Source organism: Providencia sp. PROV130 (assembly GCF_028482225.1).
Taxonomy (GTDB): domain Bacteria; phylum Pseudomonadota; class Gammaproteobacteria; order Enterobacterales; family Enterobacteriaceae; genus Providencia; species Providencia rettgeri.
Genome location: NZ_JAMPQC010000039.1, coordinates 1 through 22,911, shown reverse-complemented (window position 1 = coordinate 22,911; position 22,911 = coordinate 1). Strand labels below are relative to the sequence as shown.

The window sequence follows — 22,911 nt, the reverse complement described above, 5'->3', positions numbered from 1 at the left end:
TAGATATAGATAAAGGCTTGATTTCAGTAAACTATCGAAATCAAGCCTAAAACATATTTAATTCACACTATTTAATGAAAGGTGTGATTTATTCCTACATATAATCTTCAATCGGTACGCACGAACAGTGTAGGTGACGGTCCCCATACACATCATCAAGGCGTTTTACCGCAGGCCAATATTTATTCGCTTTCGTTTGTTCAGTAGGGAATACGGCAAGCTCACGGCTATAACTATGAGGCCATTCCCCAGCTAACTCTGTTTGCACATGAGGCGAATTCACTAATGGGTTATCTTCTAGCGTCCATTGGCCTTTCACTACTTGGTCAATTTCATCACGGATAGCTAACATGGCATCAATGAATCGATCAATTTCCGTAATACTTTCAGACTCTGTCGGCTCTATCATTAATGTCCCCGCCACCGGGAAAGACATGGTTGGTGCATGGAAACCATAATCAATTAAACGCTTAGCAATATCGAGTTCACTGATACCCGTGTCTTTTTTAATCGGACGTAAATCGACAATACACTCATGAGCCACATACCCTTCTTGCCCTGTATATAAAATGTCATAACGGCCAGAAAGACGCTTAGCAATATAGTTCGCATTTAAAATAGCAACTTGGCTGGCTTTACGTAAGCCATAAGAGCCCATCATACGAATGTACATCCAGCTAATTGGCAAAATTGATGCACTGCCAAATGGAGCGGCAGATACCGCACCTTGGTCAGTTAACATTTCTTGCTCAACCACGGAGTGCCCCGGTACGAACGGTGCTAAGTGCTTTTTCACACCAATAGGCCCCATACCTGGGCCACCACCGCCATGAGGAATACAGAATGTTTTATGTAAATTGAGGTGAGAAACATCCGCACCAATAAAGCCTGGCGTCGTTAACCCAACCTGAGCATTCATATTTGCACCATCAAGGTATACTTGACCGCCATATTGGTGAATAATTTCACACACTTCACGAATACTTTCTTCATATACCCCGTGGGTTGATGGGTAAGTTACCATCACACAAGAAAGAGCTTCGCTATGTTGCTGGGCTTTTTCACGTAAATCAGTTAAGTCGATATTGCCTTCATCATCACAACGCACTACCACCACTTCCATACCTGCCATATGCGCAGAAGCTGGATTAGTACCGTGAGCAGACGCTGGGATCAAACAAATATTTCGCTCTCCTTCATTGCGACTTTCATGATAGCGACGAATAGCTAATAAGCCTGCATATTCACCTTGAGCCCCTGAGTTAGGCTGCATACAAACCGCATCATAACCGGTTAATTGCACTAACCAATGGGAAAGCTGCTCTATCATTTGATGATAACCTTGCGCCTGCTCAGGTGGGCAGAACGGATGTAGCTCGCCAAATTCAGGCCAAGTAATTGGGATCATTTCCGCAGCCGCATTAAGCTTCATAGTACAAGAACCGAGTGGGATCATTGCTTGGTTTAATGCTAAATCTTTGCGCTCTAAGCTATGCATGTAGCGCATCATTTCGGTTTCACTGTGGTAACGATGAAAATTGGGATGTACTAAAATTTCATCATCACGTTGCATCGTGTTTGGAATTGCTTGTTCTGTCGCTGACACTGACTGGTCTATTTTTTCAAAATCCAGCTTAGTTTCGACACCTGTTATCACTGCAAACAATTCATTTAAATCTTGGCGGGTCGTGATTTCACTAAAAGTTACACCGACTGCACCACGAATGTCAGTGCGTAAATTCACTTTGGCTTTTTCAGCACGCGCTAGCACTGCTGTTTTGTCAGCAACTTCAATACAAAGTGTATCAAACCAAGTTTTATGGCGTGATACGAAACCTGCGTCTGCTAATGCCTTGGCAAAAATAGAGCTGAAGCGATGAATGCGTTCTGCAATTATTTTCAGCCCTTTTGGCCCATGATAAACCGCATACATTGCTGCGATATTGGCTAACAGCACTTGGGATGTACAAATATTCGAATTCGCTTTTTCACGGCGAATATGCTGCTCACGGGTTTGCATCGCCATACGCAGTGCGGTATTACCTGCCGCATCACGCGACACACCGATAATACGTCCCGGCATTGCCCGTTTAAATTCGTCGCGACACGCAAAAAATGCCGCATGTGGCCCACCATACCCCATGGGAACACCAAAGCGTTGAGCTGAACCGAAGACAATATCTGCCCCTTGCTTACCTGGTGCAGCCAGTAATACTAGTGCCATCATATCTGCGGCAACACAGCTAACAATTTTACGTGCTTTTAGCTGAGCAAAAAGCGCGCTGTAGTCATGGACATTACCTGTCGTGCCAACCTGTTGAAGTAACACACCAAAAACACCTTCGTGTTCCAATGCTTTCTCTGCGCTATCCACAATCACTTCAAAACCAAAAGTACCCGCTCGCGTGCGAACGACATCTAGCGTTTGCGGATGAACATCATCCGCTACAAAGAAACGTTCTGCGTCTTTCAGTTTGCTGATCCGTTTTGCCATTGCCATAGCTTCAGCCGCAGCAGTGGCTTCATCCAATAACGACGCTGAGGCAAGGTCTAAACCAGTAAGGTCGATAGTTAACTGTTGAAAATTCAATAATGATTCTAAACGGCCTTGTGATACCTCCGGTTGATATGGCGTATAAGCGGTGTACCAACCCGGGTTTTCTAATAAATTACGCAAGATAACTGGCGGAAGCACCGCTGGCGCATACCCCATACCAATGTAGCTTTTGTAGCGCTTATTGAGTGACGCTATCGCTTTTAATTCCGCTAAGGCTTCTTGCTCAGTTGCTCCCCCACCCACTCTTGGCGGCTCTGCAAGCAAAATGGCTTTAGGGACAATTTTGTCCATCAAAGCATCTAATGACGTTGCACCCACGGTGTCTAACATGGTTTTTAATTGTTGTTCTGATGAACCAATGTGGCGCGAAATGAATTCTGAACGGTTTTCTAATTGACTCAGTGACATCGACATATCTGTGTTCCCATCCTTTGTCTGCTATGCATAAGTTGTAGGGCGGTTATTACGGAACTTGCGAGATAACGCTTAAAATCAATGATATTGCGGTTGTTTCTTGTTTCTTGTTTCTTGTTTCTTGTTTCTTGTTTCTTGTTTCTTGTTTCTTGTTTCTTGTTTCTTGTTTCTTGTTTCTAACGAATTATATTCTTCAAACCTCTAAATAGTTCATCTTGTGGCTATCTCTAAAAAGTATTTATTCTAAATAGTTTGAGTTGTGGCTAGGCGGCAAACGAAGACAATCTTGGGGAGCATACACAAGTATGTGACCCGAGTTGTTGAGTGTATCCCCCCATAAAACAAGCGTATTAATAAATCCTATAAATAGTTCATCTTGTGGCTAGGCGGCAAGCAAATAAGACCCTAGGAGCATACATCAGTATGTGACTAGGGCGAATGAGCGAAGCCGACGCCGCCACAAGAAGAAATATGACTAGGATTTTATTCTTCGGCTTCGATCATAGAGGTATACCCCGCCGCATCAATTAAATCCGCCAGCTCTGCGGTATCGGATGCTTTAATACGGAAAATCCAACCTTCTTGGTATGGCTGTTCGTTCACAAGTTCTGGCGCATCATTCAGTTCGCCATTAACCGCCACAATTTCGCCACTCAGAGGAGCGTAAATATCGGATGCCGCTTTAACTGACTCGACGACTGCAACGTCATCACCTGCACTTACTGCAGTACCTACTTCGGGTAAATCAACAAACACCATGTCACCTAACGTTTCTTGCGCATGTTCGGTGATACCAACCGTAAACTCACCATTACCTTCATCGCGCAGCCACTCATGTTCACGGGTGTACATTAATTCTTTAGGTGTATTGCTCATCATTAGCCTCTCAATTTTTAAATTTATTAATTAGATTCGCCCAAATTACACTAAGCATTTTCCTTCACGGACAAAGCCCGGTTTAACGACTTCAACTGGCATCTCTCTTTGTCTGATTTCAACAATTGCTTTGCCTTGAATTCCGTTCGGGACACGCGCTAACGCAATACTAAAGCCAAGGGTTGGCGAGAAAGAGCCACTGGTTATCACCCCTTCTTGTAGTTTCCCAAGTTCATCAGTAAAGCGGACAACTTGCCCCGCACGCAGTATACCTTTTTCACGCATCACAATACCGACAAGTTTTTCAGTACCTTGTTCGCGTAATTTTTCCAATGCTTCACGGCCAATAAATTGACGATCTTCTGGTTTCCAAGCGATCGTCCAGCCCATATTCGCGGCAAGGGGAGAAATGCTTTCATCCATATCTTGCCCATATAGGTTCATACCGGCTTCAAGGCGTAAGGTATCACGTGCCCCTAAGCCCGCAGGGCGAACCCCAGCGTTGAGTAACTTATGCCAAAATTCAACAACCTGCTCTTTAGGCATGGCAATTTCATAGCCTTTTTCACCCGTATACCCAGTGGTTGCGATGAATAAATCACCGGCTTGAACGCCATAAAATGGTTTCATTCCTTCAATTGCGCTTTTTTGTTCCGCACTGAGTAATGAATGAACTTTTTCTGGTGCTTGTGGCCCTTGAACAGCCAATAGCGCTAAATCATCACGAACACGAATTTCAACCGCATAGCCTTTAGCATGCTGTTCAATCCAATCGAGGTCTTTATCACGCGTTGCTGAGTTGACGACGAGACGATAAAAGTCATCAGCGAGGTAATACACAATCAGATCATCAATAACACCACCAGAAGCATTCAGCATGCCTGTATATAAGGCTTTACCTTGCTCTGTAAGTTTATTGATATCGTTGGCGAGAAGATAACGCAGAAAATCACGACAGCCTTCGCCGTGTAAATCGACAATAGTCATATGGGAAACATCAAACATCCCTGCTTCGGTTCTGACAAAATTATGTTCATTGATCTGTGAACCATAATGCAACGGCATCATCCAACCATGAAAATCGACCATTTTTGCACCGCAGGCTATATGTTCATCATATAGTGTTGTTTGCTTTACCATGAATACCCTCTTTACATTATTAATATGACAGGGTGATTGCGTGGTGAAAATTACCCATCTGCAACAAAATCACGTGATAATTTTAACCCGACGCAAACGATAACTTTTTAAAAACCTACCACTGTTTGCGGTTCTATTCTATAAAAAAAAATAGGGCTACCATTCCTCTGTATTACTGATTGCGCTCTGATTTTGCCAGCGATTTTTGTTAAATAATTGAGAATGATCACTCAAAACCCTTACATTTAGAGTCTAATGGTGCAAAATATCACCAAAACTAGAATTTGAATGATACCTTGATAAATAAAACCCACCATAGCAATATAAATAAAACTAATGCGAAAAACGAATGTAATTAGTTTTTTTCAGTCAGGAAATAAAAGAAGAGATCTACTACTCATATTAAAACAAGGTCATTAGGATTATTTTTTATACAGAAATCAGTGATGCCACTATGTGTATTGAGATAAATAAAGAAAAGGCACAATTGGTAATTGTGCCTTTACAGAAAGGAATTTAGAGAGCGTCTTCGACTTGTAATTGTTCCAGCCACTTAGGCATATCAAATAGCCCCATCGCATGGTTCAACAATTGCGGTTTAACCCCCGGTAAGCTATCCGCTAACACTAACCCAATATCACGCAGCAACTTCTTCGCAGGGTTATTACCATCGAATAATTCACGGAAGCCTTGCATACCGGCTAACATCAACGCTGCACTGTGCTTACGACTACGTTCATAATCACGCAAGTATAAATATTGACCAAAATCTTTGCCTTCACGGTGCAAACGTTTAATTTCCCCCATCAACATCGCGACATCCATAAAACCAAGGTTAACCCCTTGGCCCGCTAATGGATGGATGGTATGAGCCGCATCCCCTAACAAAGCTAAACGTTGCGCCGCAAATTGCCTTGCATAACGCCCCGTAAGAGGAATAGTTAATCGATCACTTTCCACTTGGCAAAGACCAAGACGAATATCAAATGCAACTGCCAATTCTTTATTAAAATCAGCAGGTTCTAAAGATTGGCGCCTTGCTGCTTCAGTGGCAGGCTGAGACCAGACAATCGAGCAAAGATGCGGGTCACTTAATGGCAAAAATGCCAAAATACCTTCACCATCAAAAGCTTGGCGAGCAACACCTTCGTGAGGTTTTTCAGTTCGGACCGTAGCAACTAACGCGGTATGTTCATAATCCCAAAAGGTTAATGGGATATCCGCATGACTACGCAACCACGAGTTTGCCCCGTCAGCCCCCACAATTAACCGTGCTGTTAACATGTTTTCATCATCTAACGTAATAAAAACATCATTTTCTCCCCACACCACTTTTTTAATCGTTGAGGGTGCTAATAATGTCACATCGCGAAGCTGCGACGCCTTTTGCCATAGTGCATCACGTACGACATTATTCTCAACAATATGCCCTAAATGCGTTAAATTGCGCTCTTGAGCGGTAAAAGTAATACGCCCAAAACTGTCGTTATCCCAAACTTCCATGCCATTATATGCAGAAGCTCGCATTCCTTTAATCGTTGACCAAACACCTAAATGGGACAGTAACTTTTCACTTGCCGCATTAATAGCTGATACCCTTAATGCGTGCGGTTCTGCTGCACTAAATGGTACCTTAGGTGGATGATTCTCAATGACCGCAACACGTAGCCCACTCCCTTCAAGCCCACAAGCGAGTGCTAACCCAACCATACCACCACCGGCGATAACCACATCAAATGATTGCATATTCTTTATTCCTCTTTATTTCGTGGTTATTGGTGTGCAACCCAACCCAATGTTTGGCGAGCCAAAACATCACGAGCTGGCGGTAACATTTCCATTGCCATTAAACCTAAGTTACGCCCGACAATAAGCGGTAAACAGCGATTCGCAAATAAACGAACCAAACCGTCGGTTATCGTAACCGTTTTGTCTCTATCTAACGCCCGAGCTTGCTGGTATTGGCTTAAGAGTGAATAACGTCCAATATCTTGCCCCTTGGCGTCTGCATTTACCACCATGTGAGCCAATTGCATCACATCACGGATACCTAAATTAAAACCTTGCCCCGCAATAGGATGCAAAGTTTGAGCGGCATTTCCAACTAACACAACTCGATGACTGACCGGGTTAAGTGCTTTACGCAATACCAATGGGTAGCAATGGCGCTTACCTGCCATGACGATTTCACCTAACCGCCAGCCAAAGGCTTGCTGTAATTTATCCATGAATGTTGCATCATCCCAAGCCCTAATGGTGTCTGCTTGCTCTTGTTGATGGCACCAAACCAATGAACTACGCCCTTGTGACATCGGCAATAGTGCCAATGGACCAAATTCAGTAAAACGTTCAAAAGCTTGGCCTTGTGGGTCAATGGCGGTTTTCACATTCGCGATAATAGCCACTTGCCCATAGTCATCTTGTTGCCATTGCATATGGCAGGCTTTACCTATCGCGGAATGGCTGCCATCCGCAGCAATGAGTAATTCTCCGGTTACCTTATCGCCATTATCCAAAGTGACCGTAACGATATCTTGTTCACGATGAACACTTTCTACTTTTGCAGGGCAATAAAGAGTAACTCCAGGGGCTTTACGTAACAACGAAAACAGGCGGGCGCCTGCTTCGTGCAATTCAATGACATTGCCTAGAGCATCGATATGATAATCATCAGCAGCAATGTTCACAAAACCAGCATGGCCTCTATCAGACACATGAACGTGATTAATTGGGGTCACACAATCCGCTAAATCCGGCCAGACGCCTATTTTTGCTAACGATTGGCAAGTACCGTGGGCTAACGCAATCGCACGTGCGTCGAACCCGGGATGTTTGCCATCCGGCAAAGCTGCCTCGATTAATGAAACCGATAATTTTCCTTGGCTAAGGGATGATATCGCCAGTGCTAATGTTGCACCCGCCATACCGCCCCCCACGATGATCACATTCATGCGTTGTTTATTACCTTTCTATGATGACTGACATCTACCCTAAATTGTGCGTTGCTGCTGCCATTAGGGCTTCAATTTCATCAGGGTCTTTCACGACTAAGTCTGTTAAGTTTTCATTTCCGTTTTCGGTGATCACAATATCATCTTCGATACGTACACCAATTCCGCGATATTGCGGTGGCACATCGGCATCTGGAGCAATATACAAACCAGGCTCGACAGTTAATACCATTCCAACTTCAAGCACACGATCCCGGTCTGTACCGTAAAAACCTACGTCATGTACATCTAACCCTAACCAATGACTTAAACCATGCATAAAGAATGGCTGATATGCTTTGTTTTCGATCAATTGATCCACATCGCCTTGTAAAATTCCAAGTGCAACGAGGCCTTCAGTTTTGATACGAACAATTTCACGAGTCACCTCATGGATGCTGGTTCCCGGACGATATAGCTCTAACGCGGTATTTAATGCTTTGAGGACGATATCGTAAATTTCACGTTGTGCTTGGCTAAATTTACCATTAACTGGGAAAGTACGTGTGATATCCCCCGCATAACCTTCAAACTCTGCACCCGCATCAATTAAGACTAATTCGCCATCCTTCATTAGGCTCTCATTTTCGGTGTAATGCAAAATACAGGCATTTTCACCACTGCCCACAATGGAGTTGTACGAAGGAAAACGCGCACCATGGCGAGTAAATTCGTGTTCTAACTCACCGCAAAGTTGATATTCATACATATTAGGTCGGCAAGTTTCCATAGCTCTGACGTGTGCTAGAGCAGAAATTCGCCCAGCCATACGCAGGGTGTTAATTTCTTCTTCCGACTTAAATAAGCGCATTTCATGAACAATTGGCCGCCAATCTACCAATGTTTGTGGTGCTCGTAAGTTGCGACGGCTGCCTTTACGTAAAATATCTAATGCATCAAATACCAATTTATCGGCATAGGCAAACTCACCTTGTGCATGATAAACCACATCGAGGCCATTCAATAATTGATAAAGCTGGTCTTCTATTTCATTGAAAGGTAACGCTTTATCAATACCTAACTTTTCAGGGGCAGCATCTTGCCCAAGGCGGCGACCAAACCAAATTTCAGCAGTTAAATCACGAACACGGTTAAAAAGAACAGTATGGCTATGTTTTTCATCGCTCTTAATCAGGACTAATACAGCTTCAGGCTCACTAAACCCCGTCAAATAAAGGAAATCACTGTGTTGACGGTACGGGTATTCGCAATCCGCATTACGCTGCGCAGGAGGCGCTGAAAAAATAATTGCTGCACTGCCTGATTGCATTTGAGCCAATAATGCATTGCGACGAGAAATAAATTCCTGTTTATTCATACCGTTTTTGCCTTATTATCAGAATAATTAGATTGCTGAATATATTGCTTGTGTTTAACCAATCACATACAACATACACTGGCGAAATGACTTAAAACTGGATACATCCCGTTTTCAAGCACTTAATTTTATCAGTAATAAATTATTCATCGACAAAGTTAAGTGGCTTTGAAAACGCACATTAATAGAAATTAATGAAGAACGGGCTTATCATTTTCCACTGCGGTTGGGCCTTTAGTTGGCTCAATCAATGCAATGTAACATAATTGTACCGCCACCCTGACATACTCAATCACTTCTTCTAGCGCTTGCTCGAGTTCTTCTTGGTCTTCGTCTTCATCGTAACCAAGCATACCAATATTACGTAAATCAGTGATAACTTCGCTTATCTCTTTTTTATCAGCCAATTTCGGTTGTGTAACCCCAAGCCCTAATAAAAAGTGATTAACCCAACCAGCCAGTGCATCAGCATGGTCAAAAACAGAAGCGTCTTCGTCAGGGAATAGCATGGCAAATGCAAACTCGCTGTCATCAAGTGCTTCAAATGTGGTATCAAAAAGTTCTCGCAGTGGCTGTGCAACGGTTTGTGGGAAAGCTAAACCATCGTTAGCAAGGTCATGGACTAACGTTTGCCAGCTATGGTCACGGCCCCCGCCGCAGATCAACCCGGTTATTAGACCATGGATTTCCGCGGCAGTAAGTGCGATTGAGTGCTGTTGCAGGAGTTTGTCCAGTGATTCATAGTTTGGTAAAGATTTTTGTATAGACATCTGAATTCGTCATGTTAGCTTATGATTCGTGATATGCTACCATCAAGGATAGCCGCTAGACCAGTATGCTTTTGTCTTATCTATTAATTGCGCCAAATATGATGTATTTACGGCGAGTATTATTCAGTATGGAGGTATCATGTCCGCACAACCTGTCGACATCCAGATTTTCGGGCGCTCAATGCGAGTCAACTGCCCATCAGAACAAAAAGAAGCCCTTCTTGAGTCGGCTAAAGAATTAGAACAACGCTTGCAAAATCTGAAAGATAGAAGCGGTGTCACCAATATGGAACAGCTTATTTTTATCGTAGCATTGAACGTCTGTCACGAATTAGCACAAGAAAAGACAAAAACGCGTGATTATGCTTATAATATGGAAGAGAAAATAAAAATGTTGCAGCACACAATTGAACAAGCGTTGCACGATCAGGTGAAAATTACTGAGAGGCAGGTATTGCCCCTAGAGTAAATCTGCTTATTAATCAGACACTAGTAGAAAAAAATATACAAAATTAAGGTTGCATTTTAAATCTAGTTTCGTACAATGAAATCACTGAGTAACGATAAGTTCTCAAACCAAATTTCTCTGAGATGCGCGTGAGTGGGCGAGTCCCCTGAGCCGATATTTCTACCAAACAGAATGTGGTTATTGCGCTGGTGAGCATGCCTGACTCGTTCAGGAAGCCTAAAGGTTGCTAAACTGCGTTCACCTTGAACCAAGGGTTCAAGGGTTACAGCCTACAACGGCATCTTGGAGACCCTCAACTAAGATTTTGCTTATTTTTCATTTGTTTTCTACATAACCGTTCATCTTGCGATATACTCTAAGTAATATAATTACTGGGTTAACTGTTTTTATCGCATTTATAACAGGTTATCACATGCAAGACTCTCTCTCGACACAACGCCAACAAGTACGTCAAACTATCCGTCAGGCACGCCGCCAACTAAGCTTTGAACAACAACAAAGTGCCGCTGAGCAAGTCATGCATAACGCATTACACCACCCGAAAATTGCACAAGCCAATAATATTGCTCTGTTTCTTTCTTTTGATGGGGAAATTGACACAAAGCCGCTCATTCATGCACTCTGGGCTCAAGGTAAGCAAGTGTATCTCCCTGTTTTACATCCTTTTAGTCGTCACCATTTACTGTTTCTTCACTATCGTCCAGATAGCCAACTTGTTAAAAACCGATTTCATATTGATGAGCCACCACTTGATGTCAGAGATGTGCTACCACTCGAAAAACTGGATATCATGCTTATCCCATTAGTGGCATTTGATGCTCAAGGACAACGGTTAGGTATGGGAGGTGGGTTTTATGATAGGACTCTAGCAAATTGGCAACAAACCGGTTTTTATCCGATTGGGCTTGCCCATAATTGCCAACAAGTAGAAAAACTCCCTATAGCTCACTGGGATATACCTTTACCCGAAATTATTACGCCTCAAAAAATATGGCGCTGGTCATAAATACCCGCGCCATTATTTCACTCAATTTTTAGCGTAGTTTAGAATAATAAACGTGCACGAATGGTGCCTGGCAAGTCTTTTAATTTCTGAAGTGCTTCATCTGTTTGGTTTGGTGTTTGCATTAATACATCAATAACCACATAACCCACATTGCCAGAAGTACGTAAGTACTGACCGACAACATTAATATTATTTTCCGTGAATACTTGGTTAATGCTATTCAGAATACCTGGACGATTTTCATGAATATGCAAGAAACGGTTTGTATCCTCAGTATGCACTGGCAGAGAAACTTCAGGGAAGTTAACCGCAGATAAGGTTGAACCATTATCTGAGTATTTTGCCAACTTACTTGCCACTTCCAGCCCAATATTTTCTTGGGCTTCTTCAGTCGAGCCCCCAATGTGCGGGGTTAAAATCACATTGTCGAACTTAATCAATTCAGAGATAAATGGGTCATTAGGGTCATTATTTGCAGCAGGCTCACTTGGGAATACATCCACTGCAGCACCAGATAAATGCTTGCTTTCTAACGCTTCAGCCAGTGAAGGAATATCGACCACTGTTCCGCGTGATGCGTTAATGAAAATAGAGCCGGGTTTCATACGGTCAAATTGTTCTTTAGCAAACATATTTTTCGTACTTGGTGTTTCAGGTACATGTAAGCTAACAACATCGCTCATATTCAGCAGTTCAGTTAAAGAACGAACTTGTGTTGCGTTACCTAAAGGTAGTTTGTTTTCAATATCATAAAAGAAAACATTCATACCGATACCTTCAGCTAAGATCCCTAACTGAGTACCAATGTGGCCATATCCAACAATACCAAGACGTTTACCACGTGCTTCAAAACAGCCTTTAGCTTGTTTTTCCCAAATACCACGGTGTGCTTGCATATTGGCTTCAGGAATACGACGCAGTAAAAGTAATAACTGGCCTAATACCATTTCTGCAACGGAACGTGTATTCGAAAATGGTGCGTTAAAAACAGGAATACCGCGCTTTGCAGCGGCATCTAAATCAACTTGATTGGTGCCAATACAAAAGCAACCTACTGCAACGAGTTTTTCTGCTGCAGCAAAAATTTCTTCAGAAAGATGAGTACGGGAACGGATACCTACAAAACGTGCATCTTTAATCGCTTCTTTTAATTCTTCGTCGGATAACGCACTTTTGTGATATTCAATATTGGTGTAGCCCGCGGCTTTTAAGTTATCAACCGCACTTTGGTGCACACCTTCTAGCAGTAAAAATTTAATTTTGTCTTTTTGCAAAGATACCTTAACCATTTCCCTACCCTATCGTGAACGTACATAAGATTTATAACAGATGAACATATGTGTTTGCCTAACATAGCTCAAGAGAGATGACATCTATCTACCTTGAGCTATGAAGCGTATACCAACATAGCAAAAAATAGCGCAGTAGCAATACAACCGTTTGCTTAATGGGTACTAAAAAGCGCGAAGAAAAAGAAGTTAAATGGTAGAAAATCAGGGGCGGTAACACAAAATAAGGATTTTTCCTGCACAATGCCTATTTGTGTGAGATATATCACCAAAATAGCTCGATATTAAAAAAAATAAAATAAATTTCAAATTGATGATATTTATAAAACTGGTTAATTAATTTAGCGTCTATCAGTTCATAAACTAACTGCAAAATATCAGTAAAACAAAAAAGCCAGCGGGTATAATGCCACTGGCTTAATAGAATAATTGAATACGATATAGATTATAACTTGATGGTTTTAACGCCTTCGTTTGCAGTTCCCATCAAAACGATGTCTGCACCACGATTCGCAAACAACCCAACGGTCACGACACCCGCAATTCCGTTAATGGTATTTTCTAATGCCACAGGGTCAACAATATTTAAATTATAAACATCTAAAATGACATTGCCGTTATCTGTAATTACATTTTGGCGGTACTCTGGCGTGCCTCCCAGTTTAACCAATTCACGTGCCACATAGCTACGCGCCATTGGGATCACTTCAACAGGCAGTGGGAATTTACCTAACACATCAACTAGCTTAGATTGGTCAACAATACAGACAAAGGTTTTTGCAATTGCAGAAACAATTTTTTCACGTGTTAAAGCGGCACCACCGCCTTTAATCATGTTCATGTGATGGTCAACCTCATCAGCGCCATCAACATAAACATCTAATGAATCCACTTCATTGCAATCAAATACCGTAATACCCAATGATTTTAATTTTTGAGTTGATGCCTCTGAACTTGATACCGCGCCTTCTATTTGACCTTTCATTGTTGCTAATGCATCAATAAAGTGTGAAGCCGTTGAACCCGTTCCAACACCAACAATCGTGCCCGGTTTTACGTAATCAAGTGCTGCCCAACCTACCGCTTTTTTTAATTCGTCCTGAGTCATACTCATGCCTTTTAAGATTTAATTGAGTCGTGATTAAGGTTATTAATAACTAGTATATACCGGACACCCAATAAGTTGCAGCCTTGTTCGTTGTATTTGTGTCATGGTTATTGGGATTTACGCCACAACAATAATATTTTTAAGTGTTGCGTGTAAAAATATGGCATAGTGCTTGGTAGAATAACAACAAGGAGATCTTTTTGATGAAGCGCCCTGACTATCGCGCATTACAAGCACTGGATGCCGTTATCCGTGAACGCGGCTTTGAGCGCGCAGCTCAAAAACTCTGCATCACACAATCTGCTGTTTCACAACGCATAAAGCAGTTAGAAAATCTGTTTGGGCAGCCATTACTTGTGCGTACCGTTCCGCCACACCCAACTGAACAAGGGCAAAAATTACTAGCACTGCTTCATCAAGTCGAATTATTAGAAGAGCAATGGTTAGGTGATGAAAATAGTGGTTCCACCCCATTGTTACTCTCACTTGCCGTCAACGCCGACAGCTTGGCAACTTGGTTTCTTCCAGCCCTAAACCCTGTATTAGGCAATAGCCCTATTCGGTTAAATATTCAGGTTGAAGATGAAACACGAACCCAAGAACGTTTAAGACGCGGTGAAGTGGTAGGCGCTATCAGTATTCAACCTCAAGCCTTACCAGGTTGCTTAGTCGATAAACTTGGCGCACTGGACTACATTTTTGTCGCATCCCCCGGCTTCGCGGCAAAATATTTTCCCGATGGCGTTACTCGCTCTTCGTTATTAAAAGCGCCTGCGGTTGCTTTCGACCATTTAGATGATATGCACCAAGCCTTTGTTCAACAAAACTTTGGCTTGTCGCCGGGTAGTGTCCCATGCCATATCGTGAACTCCTCGGAGGCCTTTGTACAGTTAGCGAAACAAGGTTCGACCTGCTGTATGATCCCACATTTGCAGATAGCCAGTGAATTAGCGAATGGTGAATTGGTTGATTTAACTCCAGGGTTATGCCAACGACGCATGCTCTACTGGCACCGCTTCGCACCTGAAAGCCGTACAATGAAAAATGTGACTGACGCCCTATTAAAAACCGGGCGCCAGATGTTAAAACAAGAAGATGAATCAGTAAAAAGCTAGCGTTTTAATTCAAATACCACATCGACTTGGTCATTAAAATCAATACTCTGTTGTTCATAGGTTTCATCAATCTTGAGGTCTTGAGCAACAGAGGCTTTCATTGCCCCGCCGTAATTTCTTGCAGTAATTGGATATGGCACCGCCGCTGGCGCATTATAGTTAATGCTATACACTGGGCCTAACTGAACATTAAAGCCTTTAGCTAAGATATTGGCTTGTTCCGTTGCATTTTTAATCGCTTGAGACCGTGCTTCATCACGATACTGTTGCGGGTTAGCTACACCAAACTGTACTGAATTTATTTCATTGAGACCCGCAGCTAAAGCGCCGTCTAACAAGACATTAAGTTGGTCCAATTTCTTCACTTTCACTTCAACAGAACGTGTTGCCGTGTAGCCTTCGATGGTTGATTTTTGCTTCACACTGCTGTAATCATATTTAGGCTGAGTTCGGACATTTGCTGCGTTAATATCTTGTTTTTCAATACCATTTTTATTAAGAAACTCAAAATACTCCGCAACTCGCTTATCAACCCCAGCTTTTGCCGCTGCCGCATCTTTTGCAGTTACTTCCACCAGAATATTCAGCGTCGCCATGTCTGGAGCCGCCTTCACGATTGCATTACCTGAAGTAGTAATGTGTGGGCCATTTGGTAACGGGTCAGCCAATGATATGGTCGGAACCGCAGCACCTGCTACCATCGCAGCTAAAACTAAAGATTTTAATTTCACAGAACCTCCCAAGAAAATTATTTATCGCTAAAAAAGGGATAATTAGTACAAACTATCCCTGCGCTCAATTTAACAGTAACACATGAAACAAAAAGTACAGTCAGAATAATGAGAAATTGAACGTTATTGCTTGTCTGTTGAAGATATATTGTTATTGAGAAAGCAAACCGAGCCCTTTAAGCCCCTGTATAGCGAGTTGAAATGCAATAAACCACATCACGCTACCGACAAAAACATTAATAATGCGCTGTGAACGCGGTTTATTTAACACGGGTGAAAACCAAGCAGCAAGTATCGCTAACGCAAAAAACCATACAAAAGAAGCTGTTAGAGCACCCGCCGTAAACCAAGGTCTCAGCTGGCTTTCTAATTGGCCACCCACACTACCCAGTACAACGAAGGTGTCTAAATAAACATGAGGGTTTAGCCAAGTGACAGCAAACAATGTGACAATCACTTTCCATCTCGTGATAGCCCGGTTTTCCGTTTGAAGTATTACCTCATCAGGGCTGAGAGCAGTACGAAACGCACCATAGCCATACCACACAAGAAATGCTACGCCAGCCCATGTAATCAACTGCATTAATATTTCAGACTGACTTAATAAAGCACTCCCACCAAAAACACCCGCGACAATTAAAGCGGTATCACTTAATGCACATAATAATGCACTCATTAAATGAAACTGCTTTCGGCTGCCTTGCTGCAAGACAAAAGCATTCTGTGGACCTAAAGGTAATATCATTGCGGCACCTAACAGTGCGCCCTGTAAATAGATAGAAAACATGCATTAATTCCGGTTTTTTATTCAATTAATATGCATGAATATTAACGAGAAAAAATTATTAGTGGAAATGATTAAGTCTAATAGGTCATAAGCTTCACTTATAACTAAAAACAATTCAGTAAGAAAAATAGAGGTGTGAGAAATGAATAAGAGCCCATCAAAGACAGGCTCTTATTTTCAATAAATACGACTAAATATTACTCTGCAGAATCTTGCTTGATAGGCGTATTTTGTTTATGAACATGAACATCCATTTGTGGGAATGGGATACCAATATTATGTTTATCCAATGCCCGCTTAAACTCTTCAAGCAAATCCCAATACACCGGCCATGCATCACCATTGGTGGTCCAAAAACGGACTAAATAATTTAATGAGGATGGCGCCATATCATGTAAACGGATAGTCACGCCTTTCGCATGCTGAATACGGCTATCCGCAGCGACGATATCCCCTAATACTTTTTTCACCACATCAATATCAGAATCGTAAGCAACACCGACAATAATATCTTGGCGGCGATTAGGCTCACGACTGGTATTAATAATGTTATCGGCAATTATTTTTCCATTAGGAATAACAATAATACGGTCATCTGCCGTTCTTAGCGTCGTTGAAAATATTTGTACATTTTGCACTGTGCCTTCGACTGCACCAATCGAGACATATTCTCCCGCTTTTAGTGGTCTAAATACCACCAGCAAAACACCTGCTGCAAAGTTACCCAATGAATTCTGTAATGCTAGGCCAACCGCTAAACCGGCCGCACCCATTACCGCAATCACCGAGGCAGTTTGTACACCAATTTTCCCTAATACAGCAATTAAGGTGAACGCAATGATGGTATAGCGTGCAATTGCCGATAAAAAGTCACTGACTGTTGAATCAATGCCTTTCATGGTCATCACGCGATGTAAACCACGTCCGACCCATTTTGCAATCATCATCCCGACAATCAAGATAACGATAGCAGACACGATATTCACAACATACTGAACGAACAGATCTTGGTTTGCCACAAACCAATTCGTTGCATCATTCAACGCGCCTGTAACATCATCAGTATTCATATATATATGCCCTTTAGGATCCAATTATCAATATTAATCCCAGCCAATTAATCTTTAACAAAGCGTTTAATGGCTGGCCGCACATTGCAAATAATAGCGATGATTTATTAAAACACAAAACAAATCACTAAATAAAATTATTTTATCTATTTTCCATAACAAAAACCCGATAATCTTTTAACATTAATAGGAAGTCATCAATCCCACAAAATGCAACACTTTCGTTATCGTAATAGCTCATACCTTCTTCCAACCCTTCAGTTTCAAATGACAACTGATTAGCACGGACCATCACCTCTTCGTCATCTAACAACAATGTGTACTCATGACCAATTAATTCCCATTGTTTTTCACTACCTTTAATTTTTTCGTAATTTTCCTCAATAGCATCTAACAGACTAAGGTCATTTTTAACCTCTTCATTAAGCCAATATCCAATAGCCTCATGATCCATCGAGAATTTAGCGGAGATAGCTCCGGTGATATCTTGGAAAAATTGGTAGTCCATATGCAGTCCCTCTACTCTTGCGTTATTGAACCTAGTATAACGCGAGTCAAACCGCTTTGTTGAGAGGTATTACCACCAGAAAAAATAAAACTGAGTAAAGCATCGGTTTCAACACATAAATCATATGATTCATTTACTATTAAATAGGCAAATAACTAAAATAGTCATAGTTCAATCAATAGGGACCATAATGATCAATCGCTTAGACCATATAGTACTCACCACAACTAACCTTGATGCCTGCCTTGATTTCTACCAACGTGTATTAAAAATGGAAGTTGTTACCTTTGGTGAACAGCGCTACGCACTAAGTTTTGGGCAACAAAAAATCAATATCCACCAATATGGAAAAGAATTCGAACCCAAAGCGCACTTGCCTGTACCGGGCTCACTCGATTTATGCTTTATTAGTGATATACCGCTGTGTGACGTACAAAAACAGATTGAACAACAAGGCATAAAAATTATCGAAGGGCCAGTAAATCGTACAGGGGCAACTGGGGCGATCAGATCAATTTACATACGTGATATCGATTTAAATCTAATCGAAATTTCTGAATATATTTAACTAACTTATTATATTGAAACAAAAAAGGCTCCTAATCAGGAGCCTTCATTATTAATATTACCTTATTACACGGCTGTTTGGAAAATCACGCCATCCGCTTTTTCGGTATATTGTGATAATTGGTCAAAGTTCAGGTAACGGTAGGTATCCGCTGCTGTTTCATCGACCTTATCCATAAATTGCAGATATTCTGACGGCGTTGGCAAACGACCTAATAAAGAAGCTACCGCAGCCAGTTCTGCTGATGCGAGGTAAACATTCGCACCTGTCCCTAAACGGTTCGGGAAGTTACGTGTCGAAGTGGAAACAACTGTTGCACCATCTGCCACACGTGCTTGGTTACCCATACACAGAGAACAACCTGGGACTTCAATACGCGCTCCACTCTTACCAAAGACGCTGTAATAACCTTCTTCGGTTAACTGTGCTGCGTCCATCTTAGTTGGAGGCGCAACCCATAAACGTGTTGGTAATTGGCCTTTGTGGGAATCCAATAACTTACCTGCTGCACGGAAGTGACCGATGTTTGTCATACAAGAACCGATGAAAACTTCATCAATTTTCTCGTTTTGAACATCAGATAATAAACGTGCGTCATCTGGGTCATTTGGTGCACACAGAATTGGCTCTTTAATATCATTGAGGTCAATTTCAATCACTGCTGCGTATTCCGCATCTGCATCACCTTCTAGCAGCTGTGGATCCGCTAACCAGCTTTCCATTCCTTTGATACGGCGTTCGATAGTACGACGGTCGCCATAACCTTCAGCTATCATCCATTTTAATAGAACGATATTCGATTGCAGGTATTCGATAATTGGCGCTTTATCCAATTTGATAGTACAACCCGCCGCTGAACGCTCTGCTGACGCATCCGCTAATTCAAACGCTTGTTCAACTTTGAGCTCAGGTAAGCCTTCAATTTCTAAGATACGACCAGAGAAAATGTTTTTCTTACCTTTTTTCTCTACGGTCAGAAGGCCGTCTTTAATTGCATACAGTGGAATTGCATGAACGAGGTCACGTAAAGTGATACCCGGCTGCATTTCACCTTTAAAGCGAACCAATACTGACTCAGGCATATCCAGAGGCATCACCCCTGTTGCCGCAGCAAATGCGACTAAACCTGAACCCGCAGGGAATGAAATACCAATTGGGAAACGCGTATGTGAGTCACCACCTGTACCGACGGTATCTGGCAGTAACATACGGTTTAACCATGAGTGGATAATGCCATCGCCTGGACGCAGAGAAACACCGCCACGGTTCATGATGAAATCAGGTAAGGTGTGGTGTGTTGTCACATCAACAGGTTTTGGATATGCCGCGGTATGGCAGAATGACTGCATGACTAAATCTGCAGAGAACCCTAAGCAAGCCAAGTCTTTGAGTTCATCGCGGGTCATTGGGCCAGTTGTATCTTGTGAACCTACAGAGGTCATTTTTGGCTCACAATATTCGCCAGGGCGAATACCTGGACGACCGCAAGCACGACCAACCATTTTTTGAGCTAATGAGAAACCACGATTGCTTTGTGCAACGGATTTCGCGTGACGGAATACATCTGTCGCTTCTAAGCCCAGAGATTCACGTGCTTTACTGGTTAAACCACGGCCGATAATCAGTGGAATACGACCACCTGCACGAACTTCGTCAATCAGCACATCTGTTTTTAATTCAAATGTTTCTAGCAGTTCATCCGTTTCGTGGTTACGAACTTCACCTTTAAATGGATAGATGTCTATCACATCACCCATATTCAGTTTAGAAACGTCCACTTCAATCGGTAACGCTCCTGCATCTTCCATTGTATTAAAGAAGATTGGTGCAATTTTGCCGCCTAATACCACCCCACCGCCACGTTTATTTGGTACAAATGGGATATCGTCACCCATAAACCACAGCACGGAGTTAGTCGCTGATTTACGAGAAGAACCGGTACCGACGACATCACCCACGTAAGCTAATGGGAAGCCTTTTTTATTCAGCGCATCGATTTGCTTGATTGGGCCAACATTGCCCGCATCGTCTGGTTCAATACCATCGCGTGCGTTTTTCAGCATTGCTAACGCGTGTAATGGGATATCTGGACGTGACCATGCATCAGGAGCTGGCGATAAGTCATCTGTGTTAGTTTCACCAGTCACTTTGAACACAGTAACTGTCATTTTTTCTGCTAGCGCAGGGCGCTCTTTGAACCACTCGGCATTTGCCCATGATTCAATAACTTGTTTCGCGTGAACATTTCCCGCTTTCGCTTTTTCTTCTACGTCGTAGAAGTTATCAAACATCAGTAAGGTGTGGGAAAGTGCTTTAGCGGCAATTGGCGCTAGTTTTTCGTCATCCAACGCTTCAATCAGTGCGTGGATGTTATATCCGCCCTGCATGGTACCTAACAGTTCAATGGCTTTTTCAGGGGAGATAAGAGGGGAGGAAGTTTCGCCTTTAGCTATCGCGGCTAAAAATCCAGCTTTTACGTACGCTGCTTCGTCAACACCAGGGGGGACGCGGTTGGTCAGCAGATCTAACAGGAAATCTTCTTCACCTTTGGGTGGGTTTTTGAGTAACTCTACCAGTGCAGCTACTTGTGACGCATCTAATGGCTTAGGGACAATCCCTTGAGCGGCACGCTCGGCTACGTGCTTACGGTATTCTTCTAGCACGACGTTCTCCTCGCTTCTTTGTTATTTATATACCCGGCTGTCTGCACCATACTGACAAAATTATCATCCGGTGCCAGGTCAGAGGAATTTGCTCGCATAATCTCAATGGCGGTAAAATTATGCCCAGCTTCGGGCGATCAGCATAGCAGAATTTAAACGTAATGTTAATTCATTCACAAGAAAGCAACATTTAACTACTAACTTTACGCCTTAACACTTCATTACTGGTTAGTTTTCAGCTTAAGATACTATTAACCATCGTAAAATGCCGAAAAAACCATACTTTTTATAATGCATTTTAAAATTTAAAGCACCCTAATTAGTGCCTTTTTTCATCAGCTATCACAAATTATATTTTTTATCGCAATTTTATTTATATTACTAATTGATAAGGTAAATCATTGCGATTGGTTTTAATTTTTTTAAATATTTTAATTGATTTTATTGTCCTTTTAGGCCAATTAAATTACCAAATGGATCTTCCACTTGGCACATTCGATTGTTACCATCTATTAACATTGGTCCGCGGTACAGTTTTGCCCCTAGTTGAGTGAAATGCTTAAAAGCCAAATCAAAATTATCGACTTGCCAATACAATACCGTTCCTTTTTTACCTTCACTGACTTTTTTATCCGCTTGCACCACTTCTATCGTGAAGTCTCCGACATGCAGTAAGGTGAAATCAAATTCAGGCAAGTATTCTGCCTTTGCTTGTGGAAAAGCTTGCTGATACCAAGCCAAACCCGCTTGAACATCAGGGACATGAATTAAAATTGCAGTGGGTTTTAGTTCCATAGCGCTTTCTTATTGATATGTATTATTTTATCTACACGAATGATTGAAAGTTAGTAGATGTAGATAAGGTGTAAACAATAGCCAAACCAGCATTTGCCTACACCTTTAGCATCATCAAGTCAGATCATATTGCGTGTTTTTCTGATAAATAACGAAGAATGGCTGATATATTTTTTAAGTTATATTTTATGAGTAATTCATTTTCTTTAGCTTTACATAGCATCTCATAATCAGCCTCTAACTGCCCAATATCTAACTGAGCCGGCTCATTGTAAATATCATAAATAGATTCAGAAGGCACATTCCAATAAAAATCTGCATCTAAGTCTATATTATCCATTCCCTGTACTTTCATTTCTTTGAAAATGGCTACTATAGCCTCTTCCAGTAGACTCAGTTCTATTTTCATATTTTAACCTTTACCATTCTTAATTTCATTTATGTTCTTTTCAAATGTTTTAATTTCTTTTTCTAAATGCTTAATTCGCCCATCAATAATGCGTTGCCTAACCGTATTATTGGGCGCATTCTTAAGGTGTCCTTGGTTATCAAAAGCATCTGGATTACGTCGATAAGCGGCTAATTTCTCTTTATGTAATCTTACTTGCCCCCTCAAAGACTGTATTGAACGCCTATCTGATGTACTTAAGTTATTATCAGGCTCCCATCCGTCAGGGCTTCCTGAGCCAGTCCCGCCTAGCGCTATTCTATCAGAATCTGATAACTCCGTTCCCACA

The 22,911-nt window shown here is 41.9% G+C and carries 20 protein-coding genes, 1 other RNA gene and 1 pseudogene; 5 read left to right on the top strand and 17 right to left on the bottom strand.

What is annotated here, in order from left to right; genetic code table 11:
* Positions 1–94: 94 nt before the first annotated feature.
* From gcvP to PSF28_RS21640, 7 genes are all read right to left on the bottom strand, one after another.
* Complete coding sequence (gene gcvP, locus PSF28_RS21670; protein ID WP_272685625.1) at positions 95–2,971, bottom strand: aminomethyl-transferring glycine dehydrogenase; 2,877 nt, start codon at positions 2,969–2,971, stop codon at positions 95–97.
* A 483-nt stretch (positions 2,972–3,454) separates the two neighbouring features.
* Entirely contained in the window at positions 3,455–3,847 is a 393-nt protein-coding gene (gene gcvH, locus PSF28_RS21665; RefSeq protein WP_123382449.1) for a glycine cleavage system protein GcvH, read from the bottom strand.
* Between the two features lie 45 nt (positions 3,848–3,892).
* A complete protein-coding gene (gcvT, locus tag PSF28_RS21660; RefSeq protein ID WP_210837153.1) occupies positions 3,893–4,987 on the bottom strand; it encodes a glycine cleavage system aminomethyltransferase GcvT in 1,095 nt (364 codons plus the stop codon).
* A 516-nt stretch (positions 4,988–5,503) separates the two neighbouring features.
* Positions 5,504–6,733, bottom strand: coding sequence for an FAD-dependent 2-octaprenylphenol hydroxylase (ubiI, locus tag PSF28_RS21655; RefSeq protein WP_272685624.1), 1,230 nt, complete (start codon positions 6,731–6,733; stop codon positions 5,504–5,506).
* Positions 6,734–6,759: 26 nt separating this feature from the next.
* A complete protein-coding gene (ubiH, locus tag PSF28_RS21650) occupies positions 6,760–7,938 on the bottom strand; it encodes a 2-octaprenyl-6-methoxyphenyl hydroxylase (protein ID WP_272685623.1) in 1,179 nt (392 codons plus the stop codon).
* Positions 7,939–7,972: 34 nt separating this feature from the next.
* Entirely contained in the window at positions 7,973–9,295 is a 1,323-nt protein-coding gene (pepP, locus tag PSF28_RS21645; protein ID WP_272685622.1) for a Xaa-Pro aminopeptidase, read from the bottom strand.
* Between the two features lie 191 nt (positions 9,296–9,486).
* Entirely contained in the window at positions 9,487–10,065 is a 579-nt protein-coding gene (locus PSF28_RS21640; RefSeq protein WP_004913063.1) for a YecA/YgfB family protein, read from the bottom strand.
* Positions 10,066–10,204: 139 nt separating this feature from the next.
* Here PSF28_RS21640 and zapA point away from each other — a divergent pair, with 139 nt between their 5' ends.
* The 3 genes from zapA to PSF28_RS21625 all read left to right on the top strand — a co-directional run bounded on the left by zapA (position 10,205) and on the right by PSF28_RS21625 (position 11,540).
* Positions 10,205–10,534, top strand: coding sequence for a cell division protein ZapA (gene zapA / locus PSF28_RS21635; protein ID WP_004913067.1), 330 nt, complete (start codon positions 10,205–10,207; stop codon positions 10,532–10,534).
* Positions 10,535–10,645: 111 nt separating this feature from the next.
* Positions 10,646–10,827, top strand: a non-coding RNA gene (ssrS, locus tag PSF28_RS21630) — 6S RNA.
* A gap of 119 nt (positions 10,828–10,946) precedes the next feature.
* A complete protein-coding gene (locus PSF28_RS21625) occupies positions 10,947–11,540 on the top strand; it encodes a 5-formyltetrahydrofolate cyclo-ligase (protein ID WP_210837158.1) in 594 nt (197 codons plus the stop codon).
* Positions 11,541–11,578: 38 nt separating this feature from the next.
* Here PSF28_RS21625 and serA read toward each other — a convergent pair whose 3' ends face one another.
* Both serA and rpiA read right to left on the bottom strand, forming a co-directional pair.
* Positions 11,579–12,829 carry a phosphoglycerate dehydrogenase gene (gene serA / locus PSF28_RS21620; RefSeq protein ID WP_210837160.1) on the bottom strand — a complete coding sequence of 417 codons (1,251 nt, stop codon included), beginning with the start codon at positions 12,827–12,829 and terminating at the stop codon, positions 11,579–11,581.
* A gap of 445 nt (positions 12,830–13,274) precedes the next feature.
* A complete protein-coding gene (gene rpiA / locus PSF28_RS21615) occupies positions 13,275–13,937 on the bottom strand; it encodes a ribose-5-phosphate isomerase RpiA (protein WP_210837162.1) in 663 nt (220 codons plus the stop codon).
* 203 nt (positions 13,938–14,140) lie between these two features.
* On the opposite strand from rpiA, the gene PSF28_RS21610 reads away from it, so the two are divergent.
* The gene (locus PSF28_RS21610; protein WP_210837163.1) at positions 14,141–15,052 is read left to right on the top strand and encodes a LysR family transcriptional regulator ArgP; all 912 of its coding nucleotides are present in this window, start codon (positions 14,141–14,143) and stop codon (positions 15,050–15,052) included.
* On the opposite strand, the gene PSF28_RS21605 is transcribed toward PSF28_RS21610, so the two are convergent.
* The 4 genes from PSF28_RS21605 to PSF28_RS21590 form a co-directional block, all read right to left on the bottom strand.
* Positions 15,049–15,783, bottom strand: a complete 735-nt coding sequence (locus tag PSF28_RS21605; RefSeq protein ID WP_210837164.1) for an oxidative stress defense protein — start codon at positions 15,781–15,783, stop codon at positions 15,049–15,051. The genes PSF28_RS21610 and PSF28_RS21605 overlap by 4 nt on opposite strands.
* 151 nt (positions 15,784–15,934) lie before the next feature.
* Complete coding sequence (gene argO, locus PSF28_RS21600) at positions 15,935–16,570, bottom strand: arginine exporter ArgO (protein WP_272685621.1); 636 nt, start codon at positions 16,568–16,570, stop codon at positions 15,935–15,937.
* Between the two features lie 197 nt (positions 16,571–16,767).
* Positions 16,768–17,640 carry a small-conductance mechanosensitive channel MscS gene (gene mscS / locus PSF28_RS21595; RefSeq protein ID WP_210837166.1) on the bottom strand — a complete coding sequence of 291 codons (873 nt, stop codon included), beginning with the start codon at positions 17,638–17,640 and terminating at the stop codon, positions 16,768–16,770.
* A 142-nt stretch (positions 17,641–17,782) separates the two neighbouring features.
* Positions 17,783–18,148, bottom strand: a complete 366-nt coding sequence (locus tag PSF28_RS21590; protein ID WP_210837167.1) for a YacL family protein — start codon at positions 18,146–18,148, stop codon at positions 17,783–17,785.
* 190 nt (positions 18,149–18,338) lie between these two features.
* Between PSF28_RS21590 and PSF28_RS21585 the strand changes: the two genes are divergently transcribed.
* On the top strand, positions 18,339–18,716 hold the full coding sequence (locus tag PSF28_RS21585) for a VOC family protein (protein WP_210837168.1): 378 nt from the start codon (positions 18,339–18,341) through the stop codon (positions 18,714–18,716).
* A gap of 65 nt (positions 18,717–18,781) precedes the next feature.
* On the opposite strand, the gene acnB is transcribed toward PSF28_RS21585, so the two are convergent.
* From acnB to PSF28_RS21565, 4 genes and pseudogenes are all read right to left on the bottom strand, one after another.
* Positions 18,782–21,379, bottom strand: coding sequence for a bifunctional aconitate hydratase 2/2-methylisocitrate dehydratase (gene acnB, locus PSF28_RS21580; protein ID WP_210837169.1), 2,598 nt, complete (start codon positions 21,377–21,379; stop codon positions 18,782–18,784).
* Positions 21,380–21,820: 441 nt separating this feature from the next.
* The gene (locus PSF28_RS21575; protein ID WP_210837170.1) at positions 21,821–22,174 is read right to left on the bottom strand and encodes a VOC family protein; all 354 of its coding nucleotides are present in this window, start codon (positions 22,172–22,174) and stop codon (positions 21,821–21,823) included.
* Positions 22,175–22,298: 124 nt separating this feature from the next.
* On the bottom strand, positions 22,299–22,583 hold the full coding sequence (locus tag PSF28_RS21570; protein ID WP_210837171.1) for a hypothetical protein: 285 nt from the start codon (positions 22,581–22,583) through the stop codon (positions 22,299–22,301).
* Between the two features lie 3 nt (positions 22,584–22,586).
* A pseudogene (locus PSF28_RS21565) lies at positions 22,587–22,911 on the bottom strand (hypothetical protein); the annotation flags it as partial.